This is a genomic window from Saccharothrix australiensis, assembly GCF_003634935.1.
GTDB lineage: Bacteria > Actinomycetota > Actinomycetes > Mycobacteriales > Pseudonocardiaceae > Actinosynnema > Actinosynnema australiense.
In genome coordinates this window covers 6,352,144-6,369,174 of record NZ_RBXO01000001.1, presented here as the reverse complement: position 1 = coordinate 6,369,174, position 17,031 = coordinate 6,352,144, and the positions used below count along the sequence as shown (strand labels likewise).

Sequence of the window (17,031 nt, the reverse complement as noted above, 5' to 3'; positions counted from 1 at the left end):
CGAGACCAGAGGTCTGTGCTGCGCGGTGCAGTGGGTCCGGGTCGGTGCTGCGCGAGCAAAGGGTGTGTGCCTGTGCTGCGCGAGCAGGGCCTGGGTCTGTGCGGGGTGTTACTGGGTGAGGAGGATTTCCGTGCCCGTTTCGTTCTTCGACGTCAGGGTCGGGCCGCCGAACACGCGCAGCGCCAGCGGTTTGGCGTCCTTGGGCAGGTCGTAGTAGACGTCGAACTCCAGTCGGACGTTCGCGCCCAGGTCGAGGAGTTCGGGCTGCCGCTTGATGGTCATCGCCTGGGTGTCGACGCGGTACTCGGTCCGCTTGTCGTCGAGCAGCAGGTGTTTCCGGGCGTCGAAGGAGACGCTGCTGCGACCGGTGTTGACCACGCTCATCCGGATCCGGACGAACTGGCCCTTGGCCTCGAACTCCGCGTGGCTCCCGACCAGCGAGGGCAGGCCCGTCGTCAGGCCCAGCAGCGTGAACGCCGTCTCGCCGTCCGTCGTGGTGGGCAGGTGCAGCACCTTCTCGTCGGGCCGCACGGTGACCGACGGCACGGGGTAGGCGGTCGCCGACGAAGGGGCCGGGGCCACGGTCGCCGGCGCGCTCGTGCACCCCGCCGCCAGGGCCGCGACCACCGCCAGCCCCGCCGCGCGCCTCATGACCCGGCCTCGGGGGAGGCGTCGCGCAGGAAGCACGTCAAGCGGGCGGTGCAGGTCCTCCGGTCCTGCTCGTCGGTGATCGCGATCTCGTAGGTCGCGGTGGAACGTCCCCGGTGGATGGGCGTGCACACCCCGGTCACGACGCCTTCCGTGACGCCCCGGTGGTGGGTGCACGACAGCTCCAGCCCCACCGCGATGCGCTCGGGCGCGGCGTGCATCGCCGCCGCGATCGAGCCCAGCGTCTCGGCGAGCACCGCGTTCGCCCCGCCGTGCAGCAGGCCGTACGGCTGGCGGTTGCCCTTCACCGGCATCGTGCCGACCAGGCGGTCGGCATCCCATCGGGTGATCTCGATGCCCATCCGGGCGGTCAACTGCTCGTGCGCGACCGCCTGGTCGACGCCGGGGATGTCCTCGGGGCTCGCGCTCACGTGCTGCTCCACTCGGTGCATGACTGTCGGACCCTCACCCTAGACTCGCCCCGTGAGCACTCCTGAAGCCTCCCGCCTGCTGCTGGTCGACGGCCACTCGATGGCCTACCGGGCGTTCTTCGCGCTGCCCAAGGAGAACTTCCAGACCGGCACGGGCCAGACCACGAACGCGGTCTACGGCTTCACGTCGATGCTGATCAACCTGCTGCGCGACGAGCAGCCGACGCACGTCGCGGTGGCGTTCGACGTCTCCCGCAAGACCTTCCGCACCGAGGCGTACGCCGAGTACAAGGCGGGCCGCAGCGCGACGCCGGACGAGTTCCGGGGCCAGGTCAGCCTCATCCAGGACGTCCTGGGCACGCTCAACATCCCGACCCTGGAGAAGGACAACTACGAGGCGGACGACGTCATCGCGACGCTGACGACGCAGGCCACCGACCTCGGCTTCGAGGTGCTGATCTGCACCGGCGACCGGGACGCGCTCCAGCTGGTCACCGACCGGGTGACGGTGCTCTACCCGGTCAAGGGCGTGTCCGAGCTGGCCCGCTACACCCCCGAGCTGGTGCTGGAGAAGCAGGGCGTCGGCCCCGAGCTGTACGCCGACTACGCGGCGGTGCGCGGCGACTCGTCGGACAACCTGCCGAACACCCCCGGTGTCGGCCCGAAGACGATCGTGAAGCTGCTCAACCAGTTCGGCTCGCTCAACGGCCTGATCGACCACGTGGACGAGGTGCCGGGCAAGGTCGGCGCGGCGATCCGGGCGAACCTGCCCAACATCATGCTGAACCGGCAGCTCACCGAGCTGGTCCGGGACGTGGAGCTGCCGGTCGGCCCCGCCGACCTCGCGGCCCGGCCGTGGGACCGGGACGCGGTGCACCGGCTGTTCGACGAGCTGGAGTTCCGGGTGCTGCGGGACCGGCTGTTCGCGACGCTGTCCACCGCCGAGCCGGAGGCCGAGGAGGGCTTCGAGGTGTCCGGCGGCGCGGTGGCGCCCGGCGCGCTCGCGGCCTGGCTCGACGCGCACGCCCGGCAGGGCCGGGTCGGGCTGGCGTTCCGCGCGAACGGCGTCGACCTGGAGGGCATCGCGTTCGCCGGCGACGAGGGCGGCTACGTCGAGGTCGCGACGCTCACCGAGGCCGACGAGAACGCCCTGGCGGCCTGGCTCGCCGACGGCGACGTGCCGAAGGCCGGCCACGACCTCAAGCTGCCGCTGCGCGCCCTGCGCGCCCGCGGCTGGCGGCTGAACGGCCTGACCAGCGACACCGCGCTCGCCGCCTACCTCGTCCGGCCCGGTCAGCGCAGCTTCGCGCTCGACGACCTCGCCCTGCGCTACCTCCAGCGGGAGCTGCGGGCCGAGGAGCCGGACGACGGCCAGCTCTCCCTGCTCGCCGACGAGGAGGAGGAGCGGCAGAAGACGGCGCAGGCGGCCATCGTCCGGGCGTTCGCGGTGTCCGAGCTGGCCGACGCGCTGGACGCGCAGCTCGTCGCCACCGGCCAGGACTCGCTGCTGGCCACCCTCGAACTGCCGCTGATGAACGTCCTGGACGAGGTCGAGGCGGTGGGCATCGCGATCGACGCCGAGCACCTGGCCGCGCTGGAGGCGCACTTCGCGGCGGGCGTGAAGCAGGCCGCGCAGGACGCGTACGCGGTGATCGGCAAGGAGATCAACCTCGGCTCGCCCAAGCAGCTCCAGGCGGTGCTGTTCGACGAGCTGAACATGCCGAAGACGAAGAAGACCAAGACCGGCTACACCACCGACGCGGACGCGCTGCAGAGCCTGTTCGAGCAGACCGAGCACCCGTTCCTCCAGCACCTGCTGGCGCACCGGGACGTGACGCGGCTGAAGTCCACCGTCGACGGCCTGCTCAAGTCGGTCGCCGACGACGGCCGCATCCACACGACGTTCCACCAGACGATCGCGGCGACCGGCCGGCTGTCCTCGACCGACCCGAACCTCCAGAACATCCCGATCCGCACCGAGGAGGGCAGGCGCATCCGCGAGGCGTTCGTCGTCGGCCCCGGCTACGCGGAGCTGATGACCGCCGACTACAGCCAGATCGAGATGCGGATCATGGCGCACCTGTCGGAGGACGCGGGCCTGATCGAGGCGTTCCGGTCGGGCGAGGACCTGCACACGTTCGTCGCCTCGCGCGCGTTCTCGGTGCCCACGTCCGAGGTCACCGCCGAGCAGCGCCGCCGCGTCAAGGCCATGTCGTACGGGCTGGCGTACGGGCTGTCGGTCTACGGGCTGGCGCAGCAGCTGCGGATCTCGGCGGAGGAGGCGCGGGAGCAGATGGAGGCGTACTTCGCCCGGTTCGGCGGGGTGCGCGACTACCTGCACGCGATCGTGGAGGACGCCCGGAAGAAGGGCTACACCGAGACCATCCTCGGCCGCCGCCGCTACCTGCCCGACCTGACCAGCGACAACCGGCAGCGGCGCGAGATGGCCGAGCGGATGGCGTTGAACGCGCCGATCCAGGGTTCGGCGGCGGACATCATCAAGGTGGCGATGCTCGGGGTGTTCCGGGCGCTCCAGGAGTCGGGCCTGCGGTCGCGGATGCTGCTCCAGGTGCACGACGAGCTGGTGCTGGAGATCGCGGAGGGCGAGCGGGAGGCGGTCGAGTCGCTCGTGCGCGAGCAGATGGGCCACGCGTACGAGCTGTCCGTGCCGATGGAGGTGTCGGTGGGGGTCGGCCGGTCCTGGGACGACGCGGCGCACTAGCCGCACCGGACGCGGCGGGCGTCGGTCGGCGGCGTGGTTGCGGGAGGTCGCACGCAGTGCCGGCGCCGGCCCTCGCCGGTGGCCACAATGGGGGGATGCGACGGGTACTGGGGTTGGTGTCGGTCCTCATCCTGCTGTTCGGGACACCCTCGGCGGCGGCCTCGACACCGCCTGCGACTCCGGCCGCGACTCCAGTCCCGGCATCGGCCGCGACCCCGCCGGACCAACCGCTGCCCGGTTACACCATCGACAACCCGCCGCTGCCCCCCGTCCAGGTCGGCGGCTCACCCAGCCGCGTGCTCCAAGGCGTGCACCGGCACGCCGGCTACGTCATCGAGGTGCCGCCGCGCTGGAACGGCCGCCTCGCGATGTGGGCCCACGGCTACCGGGGCGCGACCACCGTCCTCACCGTCGAACCGCCCGCGTACGGCCTGCGGCAGCGCCTGCTCGACCAGGGTTTCGCGTGGGCCGCGTCCAGCTACTACGCCAACGGCTACCACGTGAAGGCCGGTGTCGAGAGCACCCGCGACCTGGCCGCGCACTTCGCCGACGTGGTCGGCCGGCCGCGGGACGTGTTCCTGGTCGGTGTCTCGATGGGCGGCCACGTCACGGGGCGCTCGCTGGAGCAGTACCCGGACTTCTACCGCGGCGCGCTGCCGCTGTGCGGGGTGCTCGGCGACCACGAGCTGTTCGACTTCCTGCTGGACTACCAGCTCGTCGCCCAGGCGCTGGCCGGCGTCGACGCGTACCCGCTGCCCGCGGACTACCAGTCGGCGGTGGTGCCGAAGCTCAAGGCGGAACTCGGCCTGGACGGCACGCCGAACGAGCGCGGCGCGCAGTTCAGGCAGGTCGTGGTGAACCGGAGCGGCGGCGAGCGGCCCGGCGGGCAGGCGGCGTTCGAGCGCTGGAAGGACTTCCTGTTCCGCATCGCCGGCGACCGCTTGGACGGCGCGCCGACCCCGGACGCCGACCCGCTCCAGCTCGCCACCAACGCCTTCACCCGCTACACCCCGGACACGCCGGTCGAGGTGAACCGGCGGGTGGAACGGGTGCTGCCGGCGAACCTGAAGGCCCGGCTCTCGCCGCACCTGACCGAGGTGCCCCGGATCGCCGGCCGCCCGACCGCGCCGGTGCTGTCGCTGCACGACCTCGGCGACCTGTTCGTGCCGTTCTCGATGGAGCAGCAGTACCAGCGGGACGTGCGGCACAACGGCCGGTCGCACCTGCTCGCGCAGCGCGCGATCCGGGCGGCCGAGCACTGCGAGTTCAGCCCGGTCGAGGTCGGCCGCGCCTGGGACGACCTGGTGACCTGGGTCGACACCGGGCGGCGGCCGGCGGCGGACGTCGTGGACGACCCCGCCGCCGTGGCCGCGCCGGGCTACGGGTGCCGGTTCAGCGACCCGGCGGCCTACGGCACCGGCACCCGCGGGCTGTTCCCGGCCTGCCCCTGAGGCCCTGGATCGATCCCCGAGGCCCTGCCCCGAGGCGCTGACCCCTGAGGCCCTGCCCCCCAGGCGCTGATCACCGGGGTGCTGACCCCGAGGCCCTGGCTCCCGGCGCGCCCGGTCAGCAGTGCGCGAAGACGTCCACGAACGCCTTCTCGCCCTTCGGGTCGTCGTTGGCGAACACCGCTTCCCGCAGCGCGCGGGCGGCGTCGCGGCACTTCACCATCGCCGCGCCGTCGTCCTCCGCGCGCCGGCGGGCGTTCTCGGCGATCTCGACCGAGTCCTTGGCGCGGGACAACTCGTCGCGCGTGTCCTTCAACTGCTCACCGGAATCGGACAGCGCCTTTTCCTTGTCCGCCAATCGGCCGACCAGCCGGTCGTTCTCGCCCACCTCGTTCGAGTAGAGCACCCCGAACACGCCCGCCGTCGCGAAGAACAGCACGACGAGCACGGAAAGCACCACCAGCCCGGTCTTCTTCGCCGGTCGCGGCGCGTCCGACGGCCCGGCCGCCGGCGGGACGGCCGCGCCGGGCGGTCCGGACCAGTCCGATTCGGGCAGCGCGGCCGGTGCGGCGGGCGTTTCGCCGGGCAGGCCGTACGGTTCGAGCACCGGGACGCTCCGGGGCGGGTCCGGTTCGTGCACCGGGACGCCGCGCGCCGAGTCGTCCGGTCCGGGTGCCGGAACGCGCTGCGAAGGATCGTCCGGTTCGAGCGCCGGAACGTCGCGCGACGGGCTGTCCGGGCGTTCGGAGTCCGGGTGAGTCATCATTCCCCCTGCTTTTGTGTCGCCACAGTATGGGGCTCCCCCGGTGGGTTCCCAAAACGTGATTCGCGCTTTCCGGCGGGGTTTCCGACGGCACTCCTCACCGGCACCCTCACCGGCGCGCGAACGGCACGCCCGAGCGGAGCGCGCGCAGGCCGATCGGCACGAGTTCGCCGAGCAGGCCGACGCCGATGGACAGCGTCATCGGGCGCGCCTCGGCGTGCATCCCGCCGGCCGCCGCCGCGAACCCCAGCCCGGCGTTGACCGCGAACGACCCGACCCAGACCGCCAGCGTCCAGGGCGTGTACCGCTGCCACAGCACGCCGTCGCGGGTGAACAGCCGGATCGTCGTGCCGCGCAGCGCGCCGAGCGCGACGCCGACCACCGACCCGGCCACCAGCCACAGCACGTCGGCCGTCGCGAGGTCGACCGAGGTCAACCCGTGCACGCCGATCCCGATCAGCACCAGCGGCGGCACGACCAGGCCGCGCGCGTCGAGCGGTTCGCCGAGGAACCGCTTGACCACGACCGCCACCACGGCGATGGCGATCAACCCCCAGGTGAGCATGTGTCCTCCCCTTTGTGGCACATCTGTGCTAATTAAGCTAGCACGACTGTGCTACAAAGGGGAGGTGCCCAAGGTCGTGGATGCCGAGGCCCGCCGGCGCGTCGTCGCCGAGGCGGTGTTCCGGGTGGTGCGCGCCCAGGGCTTGGACCAGGCGTCCCTGCGCAACGTCGCCGAGGAGGCCGGCCTGGCGGTCGGGTCGGTGCGCCACTACTTCGCCGACCACGACGAGCTGCTGGCGTTCGCGCTGGAGGAGCTGGTCGGCCGGGTCGACCGGCGGGTCATGGCGCGGGTCGCGCGGGTCCGCGCGGCGTCGACGCCCGAGGAGCGGTTCGCCGGGGTCGAGGGCCTGCTCGGCGAACTGCTGCCGCTCGACCCCGACCGCCACGACGAGGCCGTGATCTGGCTGGAGTTCTCCCACGCGGCCCGCACGCGCCCGGCCCTGCGCCCGGCCGCCCGCCGGATCCACGAGGGCATCCGGATGGTGGTCGGCAGGGTGCTGGCGAGCGCCGGCGTGCCGGACGTGCCGGTGGAGACCGAGCGGCTCGCCGCGCTGCTCGACGGCCTGGCGGTCGACGCCGTGCTCCAGCCCGACCTGACGACGCCGGACCTCATGCGCGCCGTGCTGCGCCGCCACCTGGCCGGGCTGCGGCCCGGCGGACGAGGTCCACTGTAGATCAACCCCCGCCCGCCGCCGGGCCCCGTGCCACCGGGGAGGGGGTTGCGCCGCGGCGGTAGCCTTGCCCGGTGCCGCTGTTAGGACCTGCCGACGAGCTGCCGCACTCGCCGAAACGGGTGCTGGTCACCGGCACCTCGGGTGCGGGAAAATCGACGCTGGCCAGGTGCGTCGCGGACGCCCTCGGACTGTCCTACGTGGAAATGGACTCGCTGTACCACGGTCCCCAGTGGACGCCGCGCGCGGAGTTCGAGGCCGACGTGCGCGCGCTGGTCGAACGCGGCAGGTGGGCGACCGAATGGCAGTACGCGCTCGCCCGTCCGCTGCTGCTGGCGCGGGCGGACACGCTCGTCTGGCTGGACCACCCCAAGCACACCGTGCTGCGCCGGGTGGCGGTGCGCACGGCGCTCCGGCGGGTGCGGCGGCAGGAGCTGTGGAACGGCAACCGGGAGCCGCCCCTGTGGACCGTGTTCACCGACCGCGAGCACCTGCTGCGCTGGGCGTGGCGGTCGCACGGCCGCACCGGTGAGCGGATCGCGGCGGTGCTGGCGGGCGAGCACGGCGCCCGACTGGCGGTGGTGCGGCTGCGCGGGCAGCGTGAAGTGGACCAGTGGCGCGCCGGCCCCCTCCGGCGCGCGGCGGAGCGGGGCGAGGAGTCGGTGCGATGAGCGGGCGGACGGCGCTGGTGCTGGGCGGCACCGGCATGTTGCAGGGCTGCGCGGACGAACTGCTGGCACAGGGCTGGCAGGTCGTGCTGCCGTCCCGGCGACCGCCGATGGCGGGCATGGCGGCCCGCGCGGCGCTCGGGCGGCGCGGCCACGTGCCGCAGGGCCGGGGCACACCCCTGGTCACCGCGCCGCGCCGCGAGGACGAGCACCGGCGCCGCGAGGACTTCCAGCGCGCGGCGACGTGGGTCCGCGCCGACTGGGCCAGCCCCGCCGACCTCGCCGAACGGGTCCGCGAGGTGCTGCCCGCGCCGGCCGACCTGCTGGTCGCGTGGGTGCACCAGAGCTACCGCGAACCGGTGCTGCGCGCCGTCGCGCCCCTGCTCGCGCCGGACGCGCCCGTGGTCGAGGTGCACGACAGCGGCGGCATCAGCCCGCGGTACGGCCTCCCCGAGCCGGTCCTGGCCGGCCACCCCACCCAGCAGGTGGTGCTGGGTTTCGTCCGGCACGGCAGCACCACGCGCTGGCTCAGCCACGAGGAGGCGTCCGTCGGCGTGCTGGCGGCGGTGCGCCGGGCCTTGGACGGCCGGCCGTCGTCGGTGCACCAGGTGGGCGAGGTCGACACCTGGGTCGTGCGCTCCTAGAGCGCGGATCTTCCACGGCCGCGAATCCGCACCCGGACGAAGCCCTGACGCCCCTCAACCCTCCGGGACTGAAGCCCTTCAAGTCCTTCGAAGCAACGCGACCACAGCAGGGACACCACGGACTCGGCGCGCCCGGAAGGCTCGCAGGTCTTGGATGGTCGTCGGGAACGCTACGCAGCTCGACCACCCCTCCGCCTGGATACGAAGCCGCCGCGCCGATCCTCCGTCCGTTCCGGCTTTGACCAGCAGCGATCCGGGTCGCGGTCACTGGCGGTCGTACCGACGGGAGGTCCGAGCCGCGGATTTGTACCCAGGCGATGGGGTGGTCATTTCACGTAGCGTCCCCGACGACCGTCCAAGGTCTGCCGAGCTTCCAGGCGCGTTGAGTCCGTGCCAACCCTCCTGTGGTCCCGTTGCTCAAAAAACCGACGGGGCAGCACTCGGATCGAGGACGAAGAGCGCGAACCAAGGGCCTAGACCGCCGGCCGCAGGCCCCGGACCAGCAGCAGCACGGCTTCCCGCACGTCGGCGAGGTCCCGCTCGGGCTGGAACACCTGCCAGTCCAGCGCCACCACCAGCAGGGTGCCGAACAGCGCCGCCGACGCCGTGCCCACCTGCACGCCCTCGGGCAGCCTGCCCTCGTCGGACAGCCGCTGCATCTGGCCGCGCACGATGGAGACGATGTCGTCGCGCAGCAGGCTCAGCGTGCCGTGCCACTGGCCCGGCGTCCGCCACAGCTCGCTGACCAGCAACTGCCCGAACGCGGGGTACTCGGCGAAGAAGCCGAGCACCCCGTCGACCAGCGTCTCCATCGCCCGTTCGGTGTCCGCCTCCACCTCGGCGACCCGCAGCCGGCCCGCGAGCAGCTCGACGCCGTGCCGCAGCAGGGCGTCCACCAGGGCGTCCTTGCTCGCGAAGTTGTAGTAGACGGTGCCCTTGGCGACCCCGGCCTCGGCGGCGATCTCGTCCACGGTCACGCTCGCCGCGCCGCGCTCACCCACCAGCTTCAACGCGGCGTCGAACAGCTTCTGCTTGGTGGCGGCGGTGCGGCCGGGCCGGGCGCCGGTCACAGCACCAGCTCGGGCTTGAGGCGAGACGGTGTCCACACCCGCTGCTTGTACGCGGCGAACGCCGACAAGGCAAGGGACACCACCAGGTAGCCGCACAGGACCAGCACGTCCTTCCCGACGCCGCCCAGCTCGCCGCCGTACATCAGGTGCCGCAGCCCGTCGACCGCGTACCCCATCGGCAGGCCGTAGTGCAGCGGGTACAGCGGCTCCGGGATGGTCTGCCACGGGAACGTGCCGCCCGCGCTGACCAGCTGGAGGATCAGCAGCACCAGGCCGATGAACTTGCCGACCGCGCCGAACAGGGCGTTCAGCGCCTGGAGCAGCGCCACGAAGGTCGCGGACGCCAGCAGCAGGAAGCCCAGGGTGGCCCACGTGTGCGTCGGCCGGATGTCGACCACCAGCGCGACCACCGCGAACATGATCACCACCTGCGCCGCGCCCAGCAGCACGCCCGGCAGCCACCCGCCCAGGGCGATCCGCAGCGGGTTCTGCGCGGCGGCCAGGCCGCGCCGCGACAGCGGCTTGAGCAGCAGGAACAGCACGAACGCGCCGATCCAGGTGGCCAGGCCGAGGAAGAACGGCGCGAGGCCCGCGCCGTAGCTGCCCGCCGTGGACTGGCTGACGCCGCGCACGTTCACCGGGTCGCCGATGGTGTTGGCGGTGGACTCGCGGGTCGGGTCGTCCGGGTTGGGTATCTGCTGCACGCCCTCGTTGAGGCCGTCCCGCAGCTGGTTCGCGCCGGTGACGAGCTGCTGCTCGCCGTCGCGCAGCGAGGTCGCGCCGTCCCGGAGCTGCGCGCTGCCGGTCGCGAGCTTGACCGCGCCGTCGCTGAGCTTGGTGATCGCGTCGGTCAGGCCGGGCATCGCCGCGGCCAGCTTCGCCGCGCCCTCGCAGACCTTGTGCGCGCCGTTCGCGAGCGTCCGCAGCTCGCCCGCCGTGCCCTGGACCCGGCCGTTGGCCTCGTCCAGCGGCGCGCGGGCGTCCTTGAGCGCGACCAGCACGTGCTGGACCTGCTCCTCGCTGAACCCGGCGGCGCGCAGGTGGTTGGCGACGTCGCCGTTGAACTGGTCGAGCCGCCCGATGAGCGCCTGCGCCTTGCCCGCGTAGTTCTCGGCGGTCTGGGCGACGGTCTCGTTGCCGTCGGCGACCTGCTTCGCGCCGTCGGCGAGCTGCTGCGCCTGCACCGGCAGGCTCCTGGTCTGGTCGCGCAGCTGGAGCAGGCCGTCGGACAGCTGGGCCGCGCCGTCGGCCAGCGGCCCCGCGCCGTCCAGCAGCTTCTGGCTGCCCTCCAGGGCCTCCTGCTGGTGGGCCGCGAGCTGCGTGGCGCCGTCGGCCGCCTCGGCGGTCTTCTGGCGGATGGTGGAGAACCCGAGCAGCAGCTTGTCCGCCGCCTCCGCGCCGACCTTCACCGACACCGAGCGCCGCACCTCGGCGACGACCTGGTTGGCGATGGTGGAGCCGAGGTAGTTGTTGGCGTCGTTCGTGGTCAACGTGATCACGCCCTGGCGCGGCTGGAACTCGCCGGAGGACAGCAGTGCCTGGGAGAAGTCCTCGGGCAGGGTCAGGGCGAACGTGTAGGTGCCGTTGCGCACGCCCTCGTCGGCCTCGTGGGCGTCGACGCGCCGCCAGTCGAACTTGTGGCCGGAGATCAGCTCCTCGGCGACGTCCTCGCCCGCGTGCTTGACCGTGCCGTCGGCGGCGGTCGCGCCCTTGTCCTCCACGACGAGGGCGGCGGGCACCTGGTTGAGGTTCGCGTACGGGTCCTTGTTGGCGTACAGGTAGAGGGCCGCGTACAGCAGCGGCACCAGGGCCAGGGCCAGGACGGCGAGCTTGGGCAGCTTCCCGGACGTGATGCGGCGCAGTTCGCTGAACGCCATCCGCAGGGCGGTCACGAGTTCTCCTCGGAGTCGTGGGTGGCCGGGAACTCCGCGGTCTCGCCGCGCTCGGCGGGGTGGGCGGGCCGGGCGGCGCCGGCGGGTTCGGCGGGGGTGACGGGCTCGGCGCGCTGGGTGCGCTCGGCGGGGGTGACGGGCTCGGCGCGCTGGGTGCGCTCGGCGGGGGTGACGGGCTCGGCGCGCTGGGTGCGCTCGGCGGGGGTGACGGGCTCGGCGCGCTGGGTCTGCTCGGCGGGGGTGACGGGTCGGGCGCGCCGCGTGTGCTCCGCCGGGGCGCCGGATTCGGCGCGGCGGGTCTCCTCGGCGTGCTTGGGCCGTCGTGACCGCTCCGCGGACCTCGCTTCGACGGCCCCGCTCCCGGCACTGACCCCGGCCTCGGCGGCCCCGGTCCGGTTCGCGGCCCCGGCGCGGTCGACGGCCGCGGCCGGTCCGGCGTGCCTGGCCCGCCCGGTGCCCGCGGGCAGCGCGGCGGGCCCCTCGCCCGACGCGAGGGCGGCCGGCGCGGCGACGGCGGTCGGCCCGGTGCCCCGCACGCGCTCGCCCGGACCGATCGGCCGCGCGGTGTACTCGCCGCCGCCCCCGGCCTCGCCCGCGGTGTTGTCCGCGCCCAGCCGCGCGGCGGGCACGCCCAGCACCTCGGCCGACGTCGTGGTGCACAGCACGACCACGGACAGGTCGGGCCGCACGTGCTCGCGCGCGAGCCGCCACCAGGTCGCCGGGTCGCCGTGGTAGCGGTCGGGGGAGTCCAGGACCACCGCCCGCGCGCCCGGCCGCCCCGCGCCCAGCTCCAGCATCACCGCGCACCGGACGTCGGCGGGCACGTACTCGAACCGCGTGCGGGCGTGCTCGTCCACCCCGCGCTCGGCCAGCCAGTCGGCCACCGCCTTGCGCCCGCTGCGCCGCCGGTTCGCGGCCAGCTCCTCGCCGACCACCCCGGCCAGCGACAGCGACGCCTCCGGCTCGCTCACGTCCGGCGAGTCCACGAGCACGACGTGCCCGCGCAGCTCGGCGGCGTCGGGCGTGACGGTCCCGGTGCCGGGGCGCAGGCGACCGGACAGCACCAGGCCGAACGCGGTGTGCCCCGCGCCGGGCGGCCCTGCCACCAGCACCAGTTCGCCAGGTGGCACGCGCAGGCTGGTCGGCTTGAGCAGCGGGCCGTGCGGCCCGGTGACGCCGACGCGCTGGGCGTGGATCTCCACGGCGGAACCCCTTCTTTGAACTGACCGGTCAGTTCAAATAGTGGCCCAGCCGGGGGTCACTCGCAACCGGAGCGGTTGTGATCTAGCGCAACGCCCCCGCCGGGCGCACTTCCCACATGGTCCACAGTGGACGGTACCCCTGTCGCGGCCAGAACACAGAGGAGAGCGGGTTGGGCGGGTTGTAGTAGAGGTAGCTGCCGACCGTGCCCAGCCGGTGCAGCTCGCGGTGCGCGTGCGCCATCAGCCGCTGCCCGATCCCGGCGCCGCGCGCGGCGGGCAGGACGGACACGCAGTTCACGTACCCCCACCGGCCGGGCGGTAAGCGGGTCGACGTCGGGTTGCCCGGTTCGGAGGTCACCAGCGCGCACTCGGCCAGCCCGACCGCGATCCCGTCCCGCTCGGCCAGCCACGCCGGCCCGCCCGCGGCCAGCCGCTCGGCCAGCGCGCGCCGCTTGACCCCCGCCGCGTCGGGGCGGTCGACCGTCGAGCCGACCAGCGACGAGAAGCGCAGCTCCGCCAGCGCCAGGGCCAGCACCGCCTCCAGGTCGGCCGGCGTCGCGCGCCGGATCACCGGCGCGACCGGAGCCCCGTCCGCCGCGACCGGCCGCGACGGCGTCGCGCGCGGGTCGGCCCCCGCCCCGGCCCGCCGCACGGCGATCACCGTCAGCGGCACCAGCCCGTGGTCGAGCAGCGCCCGCGCCGCCTCGGCGTCCCGGCTCGGCCAGGTCAGCACGCACGCCGAGTCCCGCTCGGTCGCGCCGACCCGGTCCATCCGCCGCCGCCACGCCCGCAGCAGCGCGTCCATGCCCGCCGCGCCCGCGCCGCCCAGCAGCGGCGTCAGCTCCCACACCTCGGTGGCCGACCAGAGGCGGGCGGCCGAGGCCCGGTCGTGCACCTGCCGCCGGAGCACGCCCGCGACCCGCGAGCCGTCCGGCAGCGCCGCCGTGAGCACGTCGCCCTCCGGCGGCGCGGCCACCGGCGGCAGCACCGGGTCCAGGCACGCGAAACGGGTGTTCTGAGCCTCCACCAGCCCCCGACTGACGGTCATGCCCGCAGGTTACGGCTTGCGCGCCCGCATGATCGCGGTGCCGGGGAACAGCCGGCCGCGCAGCGGGCTCCACTGGCCCCACGTGCGGGTGTGCCCGGCGGGCCACTCCGGCTCCACCACGTCGACCAGCGCCAACCCCGCGCCGACCAGCGCGCGGACGTAGTCGCCCAGCGTCCGGTGGTGCTCGACGTAGGTCGCCCGGCCCGTGTCGTCGACCTCGACGTACGGCGTGCGGTCGAAGTACGACTGCGTCACGGTCAGCCCGTTCGGTCCGGGGTCGTCGGGGAATATCCACCGGATCGGGTGAGTCACGGAGAACACCCACGGCGCGCCCGGCCGCAGCACGCGGGCCACCTCGCGGAACACCTCGCCCACGTCCGTCACGAACGGCACCCCGCCGAACGCCGAGCACGCGGCGTCGAAGCTCCCGTCGGCGAACGGCAGCTGGTCGGCGCTGGCCTGCACCAGCGGCACGGCGAGCCCGGTCGCGGCGTTGGCCGCCGCCGCGTGCCGCAGCATCCCCGCCGAGATGTCCAGCGCCACCGGCTCCGCGCCGCGCGACCGCAGCCACCGCGCGCACGGCGCGGAGCCGCAGCCGACCTCCAACACCCGCCTGCCGCGCACGTCGCCGAGGTAGCCGACCTCCTCCTCGCGCACCCGCTCGGGGCACCACACGAAGTCCGCCGCGCCCAGGAACCCGCCGTGCTCGGCGTGGTAGTCGTCCGCGTCGGCGTCCCACCAGGCGCGGTTCGCGGCCCGCGACTCCGCCGCGTCGGCGTCCCGTTTCGCGATGCCGGTCGTGCCGAGCGCCAGTTCGGCGCTCGCGTGCTGGTGGGACACACTGCTCCTTGTGGGTTACGCGCCGGGACGCCGGTTTGCCCGGCGGTCGTCGAGCCGCGTACGATACCGCCCGCGTAGTGGGTTCGCGCTGCCCATGATCGGTATGCACGTCACGGGACTGGTCGTCGGGGGAAGCCTTGCCTCCCGCGCAGTGTTGTACCCACATGCCAGACGACCCCAATCCGTACCGGAGCCACCTACCTAATGTCCACCGACACCACCACTGTCCCGGCTGCCACCGCGCCGAAGCAGATCGCTATCAACGATATCGGGACGGAGGAGGACTTCCTCGCCGCCATCGACAAGACCATCAAGTACTTCAACGATGGCGATATCGTCGAGGGCACCATCGTCAAGGTCGACCGGGACGAGGTCCTGCTCGACATCGGCTACAAGACCGAGGGCGTCATCCCCTCGCGCGAGTTGTCGATCAAGCATGACGTCGACCCCAACGAGGTTGTGAAGGTCGGTGACGAGGTCGAGGCCCTGGTCCTCCAGAAGGAGGACAAGGAAGGTCGGCTGATCCTCTCCAAGAAGCGCGCCCAGTACGAGCGCGCCTGGGGCACCATCGAGGCCCTCAAGGAGAAGGACGAGCCGGTCCGCGGCACGGTCATCGAGGTCGTCAAGGGTGGTCTCATCCTCGACATCGGCCTCCGCGGCTTCCTGCCCGCCTCGCTCGTGGAGATGCGCCGCGTCCGCGACCTCCAGCCGTACGTCGGCCGGGAGCTCGAGGCCAAGATCATCGAGCTGGACAAGAACCGCAACAACGTGGTCCTGTCCCGTCGCGCGTGGCTGGAGCAGACCCAGTCCGAGGTGCGCAGCGAGTTCCTCAACCAGCTCCAGAAGGGCCAGGTCCGCAAGGGCGTCGTGTCCTCCATCGTCAACTTCGGCGCCTTCGTGGACCTGGGTGGCGTGGACGGCCTGGTGCACGTCTCGGAGCTGTCCTGGAAGCACATCGACCACCCGTCCGAGGTCGTCGAGGTCGGCCAGGAGGTCACGGTCGAGGTCCTGGACGTCGACATGGAGCGCGAGCGCGTCTCGCTGTCCCTGAAGGCGACGCAGGAAGACCCGTGGCGCCAGTTCGCCCGCACCCACGCGATCGGCCAGATCGTGCCGGGCAAGGTCACCAAGCTGGTGCCGTTCGGCGCGTTCGTCCGGGTGGACGAGGGCATCGAGGGCCTGGTCCACATCTCCGAGCTGGCCGAGCGCCACGTGGAGATCCCGGAGCAGGTCGTCCAGGTCGGCGACGACGTGATGGTCAAGGTCATCGACATCGACCTGGACCGCCGCCGGATCTCGCTGTCGCTCAAGCAGGCCAACGAGGGCTTCACGGTCGACTCCGAGTTCGACCCGACCCAGTACGGCATGGCCGCCGAGTACGACGACCAGGGCAACTACATCTACCCCGAGGGCTTCGACCCGGAGACCCAGGAGTGGCAGGAGGGCTTCGACAAGCAGCGCGAGGAGTGGGAGCGGCAGTACGCCGAGGCCCACACCCGCTACGAGGCCCACATGAAGCAGGTCGCGAAGGCGGCGGCGGCCGAGGAAGAGGCGGCGGGGGAGACCAACTACTCCTCCGGCGGCGACGCCCCGGCGGCCACGTCCGGCGGCACCGGCGCCCCGGCCCAGGCCGGCGGCACCCTGGCCAGCGACGAGCAGCTGGCCGCGCTCCGCGAGAAGCTGTCGGGCGGCGCCTGACAGCGGCGGTCCCAGGCGGACCGCGCAGTGCCCAGCGGCGGTCCCGCACCCGGCTTCGGGTGCGGGACCGCCCTGCTGCGCGGTAAATTGGGACGGCTATGGGCACGCGCACCTGGTTCGGGACAGCGGTGTTGGCCGCGCTGGCGGTCCTGGTGGCGTGCGCCCGTGAACCCGCGCCCGCCGCGCCGCCGCCCAGGATCCCGACCATCGCCGCGCCCACGTCGGTGGTGCGGACGCCGGTCATGGTCGACCGCGAGCTGCCCGAGGACTGCGAGCTGATCGTCCCGGTCGAGGTCGTGAACCAGCGGATCGGCCGGGAGATGGCGGGCGAGCTGAAGCAGATCATCGGCATCCCGGAGCCCAAGGTGGCGCGCACCGCCAAGATCGACTGCTACTACGACGTGGGCGAGCGCCGCCCGATCTCCACCGCGCCGCTGGTCATCGGGCTGGCCACCTACGCCGACGAGGCCGCCGCCAGGGAGCGGGTCGCGGAGAGCGTCAAGGCGGAGCTGGAGTCCGGCGGCTCGTCGACCGAGGTCGACGTGGGCAAGCAGAAGGCGTCGCTGGTCAGCACCGCCGAGGAACGCCTGGTCATCGGGTCGCTGGGCAAGACGACGTTCGTGGCGCGGGCCAAGGCGGGTTTCGTGCCGGACGACCAGGCGGGCGCGGTGCTGAGCGCGCTGGCCGCCCAGTCCATGACCCCGATCGAGGGCGCCTGAGAC

Annotated in this window: 16 protein-coding genes; 7 read left to right on the top strand and 9 right to left on the bottom strand. The window is 73.2% G+C overall.

The window, feature by feature from the left end:
- Positions 1 to 108 precede the first annotated feature (108 nt).
- A complete protein-coding gene (locus C8E97_RS26955; protein WP_121008222.1) occupies positions 109 to 651 on the bottom strand; it encodes a DUF4352 domain-containing protein in 543 nt (180 codons plus the stop codon).
- Positions 648 to 1,100: a hotdog fold thioesterase gene (locus C8E97_RS26950; RefSeq protein WP_121008221.1), complete on the bottom strand. Its 453-nt coding sequence runs from the start codon at positions 1,098 to 1,100 to the stop codon at positions 648 to 650. Before C8E97_RS26950 ends, C8E97_RS26955 begins: the two co-directional genes overlap by 4 nt.
- A 31-nt stretch (positions 1,101 to 1,131) precedes the next feature.
- Between C8E97_RS26950 and polA the strand changes: the two genes are divergently transcribed.
- Positions 1,132 to 3,801 (top strand): DNA polymerase I, encoded by a 2,670-nt coding sequence (gene polA / locus C8E97_RS26945; RefSeq protein WP_121008220.1) that lies wholly within the window; start codon positions 1,132 to 1,134, stop codon positions 3,799 to 3,801.
- A gap of 95 nt (positions 3,802 to 3,896) precedes the next feature.
- Positions 3,897 to 5,252: an alpha/beta hydrolase family protein gene (locus C8E97_RS26940; protein WP_121008219.1), complete on the top strand. Its 1,356-nt coding sequence runs from the start codon at positions 3,897 to 3,899 to the stop codon at positions 5,250 to 5,252.
- A 115-nt stretch (positions 5,253 to 5,367) separates the two neighbouring features.
- On the opposite strand, the gene C8E97_RS26935 is transcribed toward C8E97_RS26940, so the two are convergent.
- A complete protein-coding gene (locus C8E97_RS26935) occupies positions 5,368 to 5,856 on the bottom strand; it encodes a hypothetical protein (protein ID WP_147455247.1) in 489 nt (162 codons plus the stop codon).
- Positions 5,857 to 6,121: 265 nt separating this feature from the next.
- Positions 6,122 to 6,577, bottom strand: coding sequence for a DUF1453 family protein (locus C8E97_RS26930; protein WP_121008217.1), 456 nt, complete (start codon positions 6,575 to 6,577; stop codon positions 6,122 to 6,124).
- Between the two features lie 64 nt (positions 6,578 to 6,641).
- Between C8E97_RS26930 and C8E97_RS26925 the strand changes: the two genes are divergently transcribed.
- The 3 genes from C8E97_RS26925 (at position 6,642) to C8E97_RS26915 (ending at position 8,559) form a co-directional block, all read left to right on the top strand.
- Entirely contained in the window at positions 6,642 to 7,250 is a 609-nt protein-coding gene (locus C8E97_RS26925; protein ID WP_121008216.1) for a TetR/AcrR family transcriptional regulator, read from the top strand.
- Positions 7,251 to 7,321: 71 nt separating this feature from the next.
- Entirely contained in the window at positions 7,322 to 7,918 is a 597-nt protein-coding gene (locus C8E97_RS26920; protein WP_121008215.1) for a P-loop NTPase family protein, read from the top strand.
- A complete protein-coding gene (locus tag C8E97_RS26915) occupies positions 7,915 to 8,559 on the top strand; it encodes a Rossmann-fold NAD(P)-binding domain-containing protein (protein WP_121008214.1) in 645 nt (214 codons plus the stop codon). The genes C8E97_RS26920 and C8E97_RS26915 overlap by 4 nt, the downstream gene beginning before the upstream one ends.
- Before the next feature lie 473 nt (positions 8,560 to 9,032).
- Here C8E97_RS26915 and C8E97_RS26910 read toward each other — a convergent pair whose 3' ends face one another.
- From C8E97_RS26910 to C8E97_RS26890, 5 genes are all read right to left on the bottom strand, one after another.
- Entirely contained in the window at positions 9,033 to 9,629 is a 597-nt protein-coding gene (locus C8E97_RS26910; RefSeq protein ID WP_170212000.1) for a TetR/AcrR family transcriptional regulator, read from the bottom strand.
- Complete coding sequence (locus C8E97_RS26905) at positions 9,626 to 11,521, bottom strand: YhgE/Pip family protein (protein WP_121008212.1); 1,896 nt, start codon at positions 11,519 to 11,521, stop codon at positions 9,626 to 9,628. The genes C8E97_RS26910 and C8E97_RS26905 overlap by 4 nt, the downstream gene beginning before the upstream one ends.
- Complete coding sequence (locus C8E97_RS35620) at positions 11,518 to 12,723, bottom strand: P-loop NTPase family protein (protein ID WP_211347145.1); 1,206 nt, start codon at positions 12,721 to 12,723, stop codon at positions 11,518 to 11,520. The genes C8E97_RS26905 and C8E97_RS35620 overlap by 4 nt, the downstream gene beginning before the upstream one ends.
- Before the next feature lie 82 nt (positions 12,724 to 12,805).
- Positions 12,806 to 13,771: a GNAT family N-acetyltransferase gene (locus C8E97_RS26895; protein WP_121008211.1), complete on the bottom strand. Its 966-nt coding sequence runs from the start codon at positions 13,769 to 13,771 to the stop codon at positions 12,806 to 12,808.
- Positions 13,772 to 13,780: 9 nt separating this feature from the next.
- Positions 13,781 to 14,611: a class I SAM-dependent methyltransferase gene (locus C8E97_RS26890; RefSeq protein ID WP_121008210.1), complete on the bottom strand. Its 831-nt coding sequence runs from the start codon at positions 14,609 to 14,611 to the stop codon at positions 13,781 to 13,783.
- Between the two features lie 204 nt (positions 14,612 to 14,815).
- Here C8E97_RS26890 and rpsA point away from each other — a divergent pair, with 204 nt between their 5' ends.
- Positions 14,816 to 16,309, top strand: coding sequence for a 30S ribosomal protein S1 (gene rpsA / locus C8E97_RS26885; RefSeq protein ID WP_121008209.1), 1,494 nt, complete (start codon positions 14,816 to 14,818; stop codon positions 16,307 to 16,309).
- A gap of 98 nt (positions 16,310 to 16,407) precedes the next feature.
- Positions 16,408 to 17,028, top strand: a complete 621-nt coding sequence (locus C8E97_RS26880; protein WP_121008208.1) for a hypothetical protein — start codon at positions 16,408 to 16,410, stop codon at positions 17,026 to 17,028.
- Positions 17,029 to 17,031: the final 3 nt, after the last annotated feature.

What these genes read in the sequence shown, in the direction of transcription:
- C8E97_RS26955 (WP_121008222.1), bottom strand. Translation starts at nt 651, where the DNA reads ATGAGGCGCGCGGCGGGGCTGGCGGTGGTCGCGGCCCTGGCGGCGGGG.
- C8E97_RS26950 (WP_121008221.1), bottom strand. Translation starts at nt 1,100, where the DNA reads ATGCACCGAGTGGAGCAGCACGTGAGCGCGAGCCCCGAGGACATCCCC.
- C8E97_RS26940 (WP_121008219.1), top strand. Translation starts at nt 3,897, where the DNA reads ATGCGACGGGTACTGGGGTTGGTGTCGGTCCTCATCCTGCTGTTCGGG.
- C8E97_RS26930 (WP_121008217.1), bottom strand. Translation starts at nt 6,577, where the DNA reads ATGCTCACCTGGGGGTTGATCGCCATCGCCGTGGTGGCGGTCGTGGTC.
- C8E97_RS26915 (WP_121008214.1), top strand. Translation starts at nt 7,915, where the DNA reads ATGAGCGGGCGGACGGCGCTGGTGCTGGGCGGCACCGGCATGTTGCAG.
- C8E97_RS26895 (WP_121008211.1), bottom strand. Translation starts at nt 13,771, where the DNA reads ATGACCGTCAGTCGGGGGCTGGTGGAGGCTCAGAACACCCGTTTCGCG.
- rpsA (WP_121008209.1), top strand. Translation starts at nt 14,816, where the DNA reads ATGTCCACCGACACCACCACTGTCCCGGCTGCCACCGCGCCGAAGCAG.
- C8E97_RS26880 (WP_121008208.1), top strand. Translation starts at nt 16,408, where the DNA reads ATGGGCACGCGCACCTGGTTCGGGACAGCGGTGTTGGCCGCGCTGGCG.